General features: G+C 66.7%; 9 protein-coding genes. 3 read left to right on the forward strand and 6 right to left on the reverse strand.

What is annotated here, in order from left to right; translation table 11 throughout:
- Positions 1–11 precede the first annotated feature (11 nt).
- The 3 genes from IB255_RS18305 to IB255_RS18315 are packed head-to-tail and all read left to right on the forward strand — an operon-like array spanning position 12 to position 2,967.
- Positions 12–794 carry an endonuclease/exonuclease/phosphatase family protein gene (locus tag IB255_RS18305; RefSeq protein ID WP_151187092.1) on the forward strand — a complete coding sequence of 261 codons (783 nt, stop codon included), beginning with the start codon at positions 12–14 and terminating at the stop codon, positions 792–794.
- Complete coding sequence (gene clsB, locus IB255_RS18310; protein WP_192210639.1) at positions 791–2,005, forward strand: cardiolipin synthase ClsB; 1,215 nt, start codon at positions 791–793, stop codon at positions 2,003–2,005. Before IB255_RS18305 ends, clsB begins: the two co-directional genes overlap by 4 nt.
- Positions 2,002–2,967: a lysylphosphatidylglycerol synthase domain-containing protein gene (locus IB255_RS18315; protein ID WP_192210640.1), complete on the forward strand. Its 966-nt coding sequence runs from the start codon at positions 2,002–2,004 to the stop codon at positions 2,965–2,967. The genes clsB and IB255_RS18315 overlap by 4 nt, the downstream gene beginning before the upstream one ends.
- 38 nt (positions 2,968–3,005) lie before the next feature.
- On the opposite strand, the gene glgB is transcribed toward IB255_RS18315, so the two are convergent.
- The 6 genes from glgB to IB255_RS18345 all read right to left on the reverse strand — a co-directional run bounded on the left by glgB (position 3,006) and on the right by IB255_RS18345 (position 12,261).
- Positions 3,006–5,183: a 1,4-alpha-glucan branching protein GlgB gene (gene glgB / locus IB255_RS18320; protein WP_192210641.1), complete on the reverse strand. Its 2,178-nt coding sequence runs from the start codon at positions 5,181–5,183 to the stop codon at positions 3,006–3,008.
- On the reverse strand, positions 5,180–8,515 hold the full coding sequence (gene treS, locus IB255_RS18325) for a maltose alpha-D-glucosyltransferase (protein ID WP_192210642.1): 3,336 nt from the start codon (positions 8,513–8,515) through the stop codon (positions 5,180–5,182). The genes glgB and treS overlap by 4 nt, the downstream gene beginning before the upstream one ends.
- Positions 8,516–8,535: 20 nt before the next feature.
- Complete coding sequence (locus IB255_RS18330) at positions 8,536–10,518, reverse strand: alpha-1,4-glucan--maltose-1-phosphate maltosyltransferase (RefSeq protein ID WP_081519912.1); 1,983 nt, start codon at positions 10,516–10,518, stop codon at positions 8,536–8,538.
- Between the two features lie 120 nt (positions 10,519–10,638).
- Positions 10,639–11,499, reverse strand: coding sequence for a Ku protein (locus tag IB255_RS18335; RefSeq protein WP_192210643.1), 861 nt, complete (start codon positions 11,497–11,499; stop codon positions 10,639–10,641).
- Positions 11,487–11,753 carry a hypothetical protein gene (locus tag IB255_RS18340; protein ID WP_081519910.1) on the reverse strand — a complete coding sequence of 89 codons (267 nt, stop codon included), beginning with the start codon at positions 11,751–11,753 and terminating at the stop codon, positions 11,487–11,489. The genes IB255_RS18335 and IB255_RS18340 overlap by 13 nt, the downstream gene beginning before the upstream one ends.
- Positions 11,743–12,261 (reverse strand): MgtC/SapB family protein, encoded by a 519-nt coding sequence (locus IB255_RS18345; RefSeq protein WP_081519909.1) that lies wholly within the window; start codon positions 12,259–12,261, stop codon positions 11,743–11,745. Before IB255_RS18345 ends, IB255_RS18340 begins: the two co-directional genes overlap by 11 nt.
- Positions 12,262–12,316: the final 55 nt, after the last annotated feature.

Raw genomic sequence — 12,316 nt, forward strand, 5'->3', positions numbered from 1 at the left:
GGAGGAGGCACATGACCCAGGCCGAGGCCGGTCCGCAGAGCCTTGCCCAGGCGCAAGCCGGAACCTTGCTGCGCGTGCTCACGGTGAACACCCACAAGGGCTTCAACGCCTTCAACCGTCGCTTCATCCTTCACGAACTGCGCGACGCGGCGCGCGCCACCTCGGCGGACCTGGTGTTCCTCCAGGAAGTCCACGGCGAACACCAGTTGCACGCCGAGCGCCATGCCAACTGGCCCCCAGCGCCCCAATACGAGTTCCTCGCCGACAGCATGTGGCCGGCCTTCGCCTATGGACGCAATGCCGTCTACCCCGAAGGCCATCACGGCAACGCCCTGCTCTCGCGCCTGCCGATTCGCTGTTGGGACAACCGCGATGTGTCGGTGGCCGGTACCGAGGAGCGCGGCCTGCTGCACGCACAGATCGACCTGCCCGGCGAAGGCACGCTGCACGCGGTCTGTGTGCATCTGGGGCTGCATGAAGCGCAGCGGCAGAAACAGCTCCAGCTGCTGTGCGCGCTGATTGGCGACCTGCCCGCCAACGACCCGGTGGTGGTCGCCGGTGATTTCAATGACTGGCGCTGCAAAGCCACCGGCGTCCTTGCCGGCTGCGGCCTGCGCCCAGCCTTCCCCGAGAGCGGCGGCGAACCGCGCAGCTTCCCCGCGCGCTGGCCGCTGCTGCGGCTGGACCGCATCTACGTGCGCCACCTCAAGGTCACCTTGAGCGAAGTGCTCAACCGCAAGCCCTGGCCGCACCTCTCCGATCACCTGCCGCTGCTCGCGGAGGTGTCGCTATGAACGAGGTATGGCGCGACGGCAACCGCGTGGAGCTGCTGATCAATGGCGAGGAGTTCTTTCCCAGCGTGTTCCGCGCCATCGAGAGCGCGCGGCACGAAGTTCTGCTGGAAACCTTCATCCTGCGTGACGACAAGGTGGGGCGCGGGCTGCGCCAGGTACTGATCGACGCTGCCAATCGCGGCGTCCGCGTGGAAGTGACCGCCGACGGCTACGGTACGCCGGACCTGGACGCAGGCTTTGTCGGCGGCCTGCTGGATGCCGGTGTGCGCCTGCACCTGTTCGACCCGCAGCCACTGCTGCTGGGCATGCGCACCAACCTGTTCCGCCGCCTGCACCGCAAGCATGTGGTGGTGGACGGTGCCGTGGCCTTCGTCGGCGGCATCAACTACTGCGCCGACCACCTGGCCGACTTCGGCACCATGGCCAAGCAGGACTACGCGGTGAGGATCGAAGGCCCCGGCGTGGAAGACATCCGCCGCGCCTGCCTGGATCTGCTCAGCCCTGCTCCTTACCTTGAGGGCGGCGACATTCCCGCCGCTGACGCCGTGCCCCCCGGCGGGTCGGCGGGCCCTTGCAGGACCTGCCTGGCCATCCGTGACAACCTCTACCGCCGTACCGAGATCGAGCAGCATTACCTGCGCGCCATCCGTCAGGCGAAGGAGCGGCTGCTGATCGCCAATGCCTACTTCTTCCCCGGTTATCGCCTGCTGCGCGCCCTGCGCGATGCGGCCGGGCGCGGGGTGAAGGTGCAGCTGATCCTCCAGGGACTGCCCGACATGCCGCTGGTCCGGCTATGCAGCAAGCTGCTCTACGACACACTGTTGCGCGACGGCGTGGAAATCTACGAGTACTGCGAGCGCCCGCTGCACGGCAAGGTCGCGGTCGTCGACCGGCACTGGGCCACAGTGGGCTCGAGCAACCTCGACCCGCTGAGCCTGTCGCTGAACCTGGAAGGCAACCTGATGATCGAGGATGAGGCCTTCGCCGGTGGCCTGGACGAGCACCTGCAGGGCCTTGCCGTCGACAGCTGCCGCCGCGTCACCCGCCAGCATGCCCGCCGCGGCTACTGGTGGCGCGCGCCGCTGGTGTTCCTGAGCTTCCACTTCCTGCGTCACTTCCCCGCCATCGCCGGGCAGTTGCCGGCACACCGGCAGATGCTCCACCCCGCCAGCATCGACGATGAGGCCGGCCATTCGCCGGTGCAGCCATGAACCACAAGCGCTTCTGGAAGCGGGCCAACCGCGCCTTCAACATCGTGCTGCTGATTGCCCTGCCGGTGCTGCTGTTCCTGCTGCTGCGCGCCACCGACTGGGACGAGGTATTCCGCCTGCTGCGCGAATACCCGCTCAGCACCCTGGCGCTGGGCATGCTGATCGCATTTTGCAGCTACGGCATCTTCAGCAGCTTCGATGTGCTCAGCCGGTTCTACATCGGCCACCCGCTGCCGGTGCGCCGGGTGTTCACCGTGGCCTTCGTGTGCAACGCCTTCAACCTCAACCTCAGCTCCTGGGTCGGAGCCATCGCCTTGCGTTACCGCCTCTACGGGCGACTGGGGATGAGCACGGGGGACATCACGCGCATCCTCACCTTCAGCCTGATAACCAACTGGTACGGCTACCTGCTGCTGGCGGGGGCGCTGTTCGTCTCTGGTTTCCCCGACCTGCCGCAGAGCTGGTCCCTCGGCCAGAGCGGCCTGCGGGCAATCGGCGTGTTGCTCCTGCTGCTGGGCGCGACCTACCTGCTGGCCTGTCGCTTCGCCAGCCGCCGCGCCTGGGGCTGGAAGCGCTACCGGCTGAACCTGCCGACCTGGCGCCTCGCCGCTCTGCAGGGCATCGCCGGGGCCAGCAACTGGTCGATGATGGCGCTGCTGATCTATAGCCTGCTGCCCGCCTCGGCGAGCTATCCGGAAGTGCTGGCGACCCTGATGATCAGCAGCATCGCCGGCGTTGTATTGCATGTGCCGGCGGGCCTGGGGGTCATCGAGACAGTGTTCATCACCGTGCTGCGCGATCATTTCTCCCGCGGTGAACTGGTCGCCGCGCTGATCGGTTATCGGGTGCTGTACTTCCTCATTCCGCTGCTGCTCGCCTGCCTGGTCTACCTGTGGCTGGAACGGCATGCCAAGAAGCTGAAGCGGCGCGCGGATCGCCGGGAAGCCGCGCGGGCGTCCTGACCGCCGACCCTGCCGGCGGATCAAGGCGTGGCCTGCCGCTACAGGTCGACGGCGTCGCCGGTGGGGCGCAGGATCAGGCAGCCCAGCGGCGGCAGGTCCAGCGCCAGGGACTGAGTCTGCCCGTGGGACTCATGGGGGTCGCTTTCCAGCGCCCCCCGGCTGCCCGCACCCGAGCCGCCAAATGCGTCGGCGTCGCTGTTGAGCAGTACCTGCCAATGGCCGGCCAGCGGCACGCCGATGCGGTAGTGCGGACGTGGTACCGGGGTGAAGTTGTGCACCACCAGCAGCGGCGCGCCGTCGCCAGCCAGACGCAGCCAGGCGTAGACGCTGTTGCGCTGGTCGTCGCCGATCAGCCAGTGGAAACCCTCGGCGCGGTCGTCGAAGGCGTGGAGCGCGGGCTCCTCACGCAACAGCTGGTTCAGCTCGCGAACCAGCGCCTGGGCGCCGAAGTGCTCGGCGTAGCGCAGCAGGTACCAGTCCAGCTGGCCGTCGTGGTCCCATTCACGCCACTGGCCGAACTCGCACCCCATGAACAGCAGCTTCTTGCCCGGATGGGTCCACATCATCGACAGGAACAGCCGCAGGTTGGCGAACTGTTGCCAGCGGTCGCCGGGCATCTTGCCCAGCAGCGAACCCTTGCCGTGCACCACCTCGTCGTGGGAGATGGGCAGGATGAAGTGCTCGGAGAAGGCGTAGAGCAACCCGAAAGTCAGCTTGTGGTGGTGATGGCCGCGGTTGATCGGGTCTTCGCGGATGTACGCGAGGCTGTCGTGCATCCAGCCCATGTTCCACTTGTAGGCGAAGCCCAGGCCGCCCTCTTCCGTCGGCCGGCTGACGCCCGGCCAGGCGGTGGACTCCTCGGCGATGACCAGCGCGCCCGGCGCTTCGGTGTGTACCACGCTGTTGAGGTGGCTGAGGAACTCGATGGCTTCGAGGTTCTCCCGCCCACCGTGGCGGTTGGGAATCCACTCGCCGTCCTTGCGCGAATAATCGCGGTAGAGCATCGAGGCCACCGCATCCACCCGCAACCCGTCGATATGGTATTCACGCAGCCAGTGCAGCGCCGAGGCCAGCATGAAGCCATGCACCTCGTTGCGGCCCAGGTTGTAGATGTAGGTGTCCCAGTCCTGGTGGAAACCCTCGAACGGGTGCGCGTACTCGTACAGCGCGGTGCCGTCGAAGTGCGCCAGGCCATGGGCGTCGGTGGGGAAATGCGCCGGCACCCAGTCGAGGATCACGCCGATCCCGGCCTGGTGGCAGCGGTCGACGAAACGGGCGAATTCCGCCGGGCTGCCGTAGCGCGCGGTGGGCGCGAACAGCGACAGCGGCTGGTATCCCCAGGAGCCGCCAAAGGGATGCTCCATGATCGGCATCAGCTCGATATGGGTGAAACCCAGGTCGTCGATATAGGGGATCAGTCGATCCGCCAGCTCGTCCCAGGTCGGCGCGCGGTTTTCCACCCACTGCCAGGAGCCGGCGTGCAATTCGTAGATTGACAGTGGCCGGTCGAATCCCTGGCGCTCGCCACGTTGCAGCATCCATTCGTCATCCTGCCAGGCGAAGGGTGTCGGGTCCGCTACCCGCGAGCCGGTGGCCGGCGGCATCTCGGTGGCCAGCGCCATCGGGTCGGCCTTGAGCGGCAGCAGGCCGTCCTGGCCAAGCAGTTCGTATTTGTAGACCTCGCCCGGCTGCAGGCGCGGGATGAACAGTTCCCAGACGCCAGCCGGGTAGCGCAGGCGCATCACATGCCGGCGACCGTCCCAGCCGTTGAAGTCGCCCACCACCGAGACCCGCCTGGCATTGGGTGCCCACACGGCGAAACGCACGCCGGGCACGCCTTCGTGCTCCATCGCCTGCGCGCCGAAGCATTTGCCGAGCTGGCGATGGTTGCCCTCGGCGAACAGGTAGAGGTCCAGTTCACTTACGGAAGGGCCGAAGGCATAGGGGTCCTCGGTGACCTGCTCATGCTCGGGCCAGTGGATGCGCAGCCGGTACGGTGTCTTCCGGGGCAGGCGCGCAACGAACAGCCCACCGGCATCCAGCGGCTCCATGGCGACGAGGAATTCGTCCTGCGGCGACAACAGTTCCACCGCCAGCGCACCGGGCAGCCATGCCCGCACCAGTTCGCCCTCTGCGTCACGGTGCGGACCGAGGAAGGAGAAGGGATCGGCGTGGTCGGCACGCTGCAGATGGTCCAGGTCGCGGAGCGGTGTCATGTACGTCCTCCAATCAGATGTCGCGCCAGTTCGAACAGCCCTTGCAGCGGAACGTCCAGCCAGTCAGGGCGATGTCCGGCTTCGTACAGCACTTCGTACGCGGCCTTCTCCAGGCTGAACAGGGCCAGCGCCGCGCCCTCGCCTTCGCGGCCATGCCATTCGTGCGGCAGGTCCACAGCGGCGGCTCGATAGGCTTCGAGGAAGGCGTCGCGGGCTTCGCGGCGATAGCGCAGCGCCAGTTCCGCGCGCGCCGCCTGGAGTTCTGCGGGCGCCTCGGTGCCCTGGGCGCTGCGCAGGGCCATGGCGGCGGCATAGTCGAAGGAACGCAGTACGCCGGTCACATCTTTCAGCGGGCTATGGCGACGACGGCGCTCGGCCAACGGGCGGTTCGGCTCGCCTTCGAAGTCGATGAGGAACGCATCGCCCTGCACCACCAGGACCTGGCCCAGGTGCAAGTCGCCGTGGACGCGGATCATCACCCCGCCCTCGGCCAACCGCGCCAGGTTGGCCACGGCCTGCAGCAGTTCGCCGCGTTTCTCCAGCAACCAGTCGACCATCACGCCGCCACGCTCCTCCAGGTGGCCACGAGAGCGTTGCAGAGCCTCCAGCGCCTGTTCGATCTGCGTGCCGATGCTGCTGTTCCAGGCGGCGCTGTCAGCGGCGCCACTGCGGTGCAGGCCGAAATCCGGCACGTCGGTGGCTTCGGCCAGCAACTGGTGCATCTCGCCCAGTCGCTGGCCAAGCTTGCCGGCGAACAGGCGCAACTCTTCCATCACGTCGAACCCAGGCTCGGCAGCTTCCACGCCCGGCAGCACGCCGTCGCGCATGGCGCGTTCCAGCTGGTTCAGTGTCCAGCTCCAGGCATCGCCCTGGTTGCTCAGGTAGCCCTGCAGCAACATCAGGGTATGCGGCTCGCCCCTGGCGTCGATACGCCGTACCTCGCCCAGCAGCGGAGCGATGTTGGCGTAGCCGCGGCGGCTCAGGTAGCCACCCATCTCCGCCTCCGGATGTACACCGGGGAATACGCGGCGCAGCAGTTTGAGCAGCAGCTTGTCGCCGATCAGCGCGGAGCTGTTGGATTGATCGACGCTGAGTACGCGGACTTCCGCCTCCTCGCCAATCTCACCGTACTGCGGCAGGCCGGGTTGCGGCAGGAACTGCAGCTCGCCGGCAGGGCCTTGCATCGTCGCTGTCTCGCGCAGCATGCGCAGGACCAGGCGGCTGAATGCGGGCAAGGCAAAGGCGTCGGTCAGCAGCCCGACCTTGCGCCCGCGGCGTAGCCGGGCCATGGCCAGTTGCTGAGGCAGATCGTTGCCGGCGCTGCCTTTCTCCGGCACGGCAGCCAGTGGCAATTGATAGTGCTCCGCGCCCTCGGCACCGGCGACTTCCACCTCCGCCAGCATCGGCGCCGCATCGTCCTCGGTCAGTGGCATCGCATACAGCAGGTGGGCGCTGCCGGCTTCCAGGCGGCCGCCGGCGAACCAGCGGCGCTTGGGCAGGTAGCGCGGCAGCGAGTCGTTCTCCAGCAGCTCGCGTGCTGCACCGTTCATGATCTCGCCCAGGCGCTGGGCCAGCACCAGGGTTGGCAGCTCGGGCATGCGCTCCACGGGCTGCACGTGCCAGGCCGGCATCTGCTGGCTGTCGGCGAGGTAGAACCAGTAGAAACCGTAGGGCGCCAGCGTGAGCAGGTAGGTCAGCCGACCGATGGGCGGGAAGGAAGCGCCACCGAGCATCTCGACGGGCACCCGGCCGTCGAAGGCTGCCAGGTCCAGCTCCACCGCCTGGGCGGCGTTGGACAGGTTGGCGACGCACAGGATGGTCTCTTCGCTTGCGCCCTCGCCCTCCGGCTGGTACTGGCGCAGGTAAGCCAGGATGCGCCGGTTCGGCGGCGAGAGCATGCTGATGCTGCCGCGGCCGAAGGCCTTCTGCTGCTTGCGCACGCCGAGCATGCGACGGGTCCAGTTGAGCAGTGAGTGCGGGTCGCGCGCCTGCGCCTCGACGTTGACACCCTGGTAGCCGTAGAGCGAATCGAGAATCGGCGGCAGCACCAGGCTGGCCGGGTCCGCACGGGAGAATCCGCCGTTGCGATCCATCGACCATTGCATCGGCGTACGCACGCCATCGCGGTCGCCCAGGTAGATGTTGTCGCCCATGCCGATCTCGTCGCCGTAGTAGAGGGTCGGCGTGCCCGGCATGGACAGCAGCAGGCTGTTGAGCAGTTCGATGCGCCGGCGGTCGCGCTCCACCAGCGGCGCCAGGCGGCGGCGAATTCCCAGGTTGATGCGCGCGCGGCGGTCGGCGGCGTAGTAGTTCCACAGGTAGTCACGCTCGTCGTCGGTGACCATCTCCAGGGTGAGCTCATCGTGGTTGCGCAGGAAAATCGCCCACTGGCAGTTGTCCGGGATCGCCGGGGTCTGGCGCAGGATGTCGCTGATCGGGAAGCGGTCTTCCTGGGCGATGGCCATGTACATGCGCGGCATCAGCGGGAAGTGGAAGGCCATGTGGCACTCGTCGCCGGGGCCACCGTCCGTCCCGCCAAAATAAGGCCGCGTGTCCTCCGGCCACTGGTTGGCCTCGGCCAGCAGCATGCGGTCCGGGTAGTGGGCGTCCAGCTCGGAGCGGATGCGCTTGAGCACCACGTGGGTCTCGGGGAGGTTCTCGTTGTTGGTGCCTTCACGCTCGATCAGGTAGGGAATCGCATCCAGGCGCAGGCCGTCCACGCCCATGTCCAGCCAGTAGCGCATCACCCCGAGCACTGCGCGCAGCACCTGCGGGTTGTCGAAGTTGAGGTCCGGCTGGTGCGAGTAGAAGCGGTGCCAGAAGTACTGCCCGGCCACCGGGTCCCAGGTCCAGTTGGACTGCTCGGAATCGATGAAGATGATCCGCGTCTGGTCGTACTTGCCGTCATCGTCGGACCACACGTACCAGTTGCGCGCCTGGGAGCCCTTCTTCGCCCGACGTGCGCGCTGGAACCACGGGTGCTGATCGGAGGTGTGGTTGATGACCAGCTCGGTGATCACCCGCAGCCCGCGTTCGTGGGCCGCATCGATGAAGCGGCGGGCATCGGCCAGGGTGCCGTAGTCCGGGTGCACGCCCTTGTACATGGCGATGTCGTAACCGTCGTCGCGGCGTGGCGAGGGATAGAACGGCAGCAGCCAGAGGGTGTTCACACCCAGGTCGGCGATGTAGTCGAGCTTCTCGATCAGCCCGCGGAAATCGCCGATGCCGTCGTTGTTGGCGTCAAAGAAGGACTTCACGTGCAACTGATAGATAACCGCGTCCTTGTACCAGAGCGGATCATCGAGAAAGGGGCGGGTCTTGCGCTTGGCCATGGGTCGCGCTCCTTTACGGGTCAGGTCTCGGGATGCAGGCGCCAGATGCCGAACGGCAGGTGCCAGGGCTCGATGCGCATCCACTGGCGCTTGCCGTGCCAGGTCCAGCGGTGGCCGTTCATCAGGTCCTCACCGCCCATGGACGCGTCATCGGGCAGGCCGAACTCCCAGAGCGGCAGCTCGAAGTCGGCTTCCTGGGCGTTGTCCGGGTCGAGGCTGACCGCGACCAGGATGAAGTTGGACAGGTCTGCGGTGCGCTTGCCGAACAGCAGGATGTTGTCGTTGAACGCGCAATAGGCCTGGAAGCCGAGGTGGCTGTGCAGCGCCGGGTTCTCCCGGCGGATGCGGTTGAGCCGGGTGATCTCGCCGACGATGTTGCCGTGGGCGTGGTAGTCGCGCTGGCGCAGCTGGTACTTCTCGGAGTCGAAGTATTCCTCCTTGCCCGGCACCGGGTCCGCCTCGCACAGCTCGAAGCCCGAGTACATGCCCCACAGGCCCGACCCCATGGTCGCCAGCGCCGCCCGGATGAGAAAGCCGGCGCGCCCGGAACGCTGCAGGAAGTAGGGGTTGATGTCCGGCGTGTTGACGAAGAAGTTCGGCCGGTAGCAATCGCGCAGCGGCGACTGGTTCAACTCGGTGAAATACTCCTCCAGCTCCTGTTTGGTGTTGCGCCAGGTGAAGTAGGTGTAGCTCTGGCTGAAGCCCACCTTGCCCAGTCGCGCCATCATCGCCGGGCGGGTGAAGGCCTCGGCGAGGAAGATCACCTGCGGATGCTCGCGGCGCACTTCGGCGATCAGCCACTCCCAGAAGGGCAGCGGCTTGGTATGCGGGTTGTCGACGCGAAACAGGTTGACGCCCTGCTCCACCCAGCCCAGCACCACCTGCAGCAACCCCATCCACAGATCGGGTACGGCGTCCGGCGCATAGAAGTCGACGTTGACGATGTCCTCGTATTTCTTTGGCGGGTTCTCCGCGTGGCGGATGGTCCCGTCGGCGCGCCAGCTGAACCAGCCGGGATGTTCGCGCAGCCAGGGGTGGTCCGGCGAGCACTGGATGGCGAAGTCCAGGGCGACTTCCAGGCCGTGTTCGCGGGCGGCTCCCACCAGGTCGCGGAAATCTTCCAACGTGCCGAGCTGCGGATGCACGGCGTCATGGCCGCCCTCTTCGCTGCCGATGGCGTAGGGGCTGCCGGGGTCGTCCGGACCGGCCTGCAGGCTGTTGTTACGGCCCTTGCGGTGTTGGCGGCCGATGGGATGGATCGGCGGGAAATACAGGACGTCGAAGCCCATGGCGGCGATGTCCGGCAGGCGCCGGTGAACGTCGGCGAAGCTGCCGTGCTGGCCGGGCACGCTGCTTTCCGAGCGCGGGAACAGCTCGTACCAGCTGGCGAATTCGGCCAGTGGTCGCTCCACATCCAGTTCGAAAGTCAGGCTGCGGGTCAGGTACGGGCGGTGTTCTGCGCGCTGCATCACCTCCAGGGTACGCGGCGCCATGAGCAGGCCGAAGCGCGCCTCGCGCTCTTCGCTGCCCTGCAGTTCGCGCACGATCTGCGCCATCTCCGATTCACAGTCCTCCGGCGCCGTCTGCAGCACGTGCTGCAGCAGTTCGATGCCCTCGCGGAACTCCAGATCCACCACCTGTCCAGCGGCGTACTTCTTCTCCAGCTCGTAGCGAAAACTCGCATAGCTGTCGATCCAGGCCAGCACGATGAATTCGGTGCGGCCAACCTGGGTCGGGGTGATCTGCGCTTCCCAGTGGTCATTGCCCAGCGCCAGCAGCGGTGTCTTCTGCCACGGCTGGCCCTTGCCTTCGCGCCAGGCGACTTCGGCACCGAGCTTGTCGTGGCCATCACTGAAGATGCGCGCATGGATGCGCGACGTGCGGTGGCTGATGGCCTTGGCAGCAAAACGACCGCTTTCCAGGCGTGGCTGCACGTCCTCGATGACGATGCGCGGCTCATTGGCGGCGGCCTCGGCCCGGCTGGCCGGATTTTCCCGTTCCATTGCGGCGCCCTCCTCGCGGCGGTGCGCGCTCCGTGGCGCGCTCGTGGTGGATTGGCGAGCTACAGGGGTTGGGAACGACGCTGCGGCGGCAAGTTCAGGCTAATTGCGCCAGTGGTTGGCTCAGGAGGTCTTGCGCTTGGGCGCGGGCTTGCTGGTTGCGCTCTTCTTCGCCGGCGCACTGGCCGTCGAGCGCCGCTTCCCGTCGCCCTTGAGGCTGCGTTTGAGCAGCTCGGTGAGGTCGATGATGTCCGCACCTTCGCCACTTTTCGCTTCCGCTTGCGGGACGCTCTCCAGTTGTCCCTTGGCGGCCTTCTGCTCCACCAGGCGGTGGATTTCCTCACTGAAGCGGTCTTCGTAGTCCGCCGGTGTCCAGTGGCCGGACATGTCCTTGACCAACCGCTCGGCCATTTCCGTTTCGCGCTTGTCCAGCTTCACCTTGTCCAGCGCCAGGCCCAGCTCGTCCACCTCGCGCACGTCCGCCGGCCAGCGCAGGGTCATCAGCAGGATGGCTTCGCCTTCCTCGCGCAACATCGCCAGGTGTTGGCGGCTGTGCATCACCAACTGGCAGACGGCGGCCTTGCCGGTCTTCTTCAGGGTGTCGCGCAGCAGCACGTAGACCTTTTCGCCGCGCTTCTCGGGCGTGAGGTAGTACGGCGAGTCGTAGAACGGCACGGGGATTTCCTCGATGTCGATGAAGCTGAGGATGTCGATGCTCTGGGTCGCATCCGGGCGTGCGGCGCGGATTTCCTCCTCGCTGATGACCACATAGCGGCCTTTCTCCAGTTCCACACCCTTGACGATGTGTTCCCTGGGTACCTCCTTGCCGGTGATCTTGTTCACCCGCTTGTAGCCAACCGGCTCCAGGCTGCGCTCGTCGAGCCAGTCGAAATCGGTGCCGCTGGAGCGCGAGGCGCTGTTGAGCGCTACCGGGATGTGCACCAGGCCGAAGCTGATGGCGCCTTTCCAGATCACACGGGCCATGGGCAGTCCTCCTGCAGGGGCACGCCGTCGTCAAAGTGCACGCGGCCCTCGCCGTCGATATCGCGTACCCGTGCGAGCATGCGGCGCGCCGCTGCTTCGGCTTCCGACGTGTTTCGGCTGCCGGGGGCATAGACCCACAGCACCTCCACCGCGGCGCCCTCGCGGATGACCTGGTATTCGATCAGCCCGCTATAGCGGCCGTTTTCGAACATGGCGTCGGTCCAGGCGCAGGCCTGGGCGAATTCACGGAACATCGCGGTCCTCTCTCGACTCGTGAGGGGCATGTTTGTGGTTGCGCTCCAGCCAGCGCGGCAGGCAGTGCAGTACCAGCAGCGCCAGCAGCGTGCCGAGCACCGCCGTGGCCGAATGCCCGAGCCCGACGCTGATACCGATGGCCGTACTCAGCCAGAGCCCGGCGGCGGTGGTCAGGCCCTTCACTTCGGAGACCTGGCTGCCCTTGAGAATGGTGCCGGCGCAGAGGAAGCCGATCCCCGCGGCGATGCCCTGGATCACCCGGCTGACGGCATCGGCTTGCGCGCCGCCTTCCCGGATCGCCATCACGAACAGTGCCGCGCCCAGGGTCACCAGCATGTGCGTGCGCAGGCCGGCGGCCTTGCCCTGGCTCTCGCGCTCATAGCCCACCACACCACCCAGCACCACGGCGAGGCTCAGGCGCAGCGAGGCGCGGGTGATCTGCTCGACTTCGCTGAGGTCGGAGAACTCGGCCACCAGCGTCAGCCAGATTCGCTCCAGTGTGTCCATGTCCGGCTCTTGTTGAAGCCCTGATAAGAGTCCAGACCCGGACGAGCGCCATTTG

Origin of the sequence: Pseudomonas sp. PDM22, assembly GCF_014851965.1 — a bacterium.
GTDB lineage: Bacteria > Pseudomonadota > Gammaproteobacteria > Pseudomonadales > Pseudomonadaceae > Pseudomonas.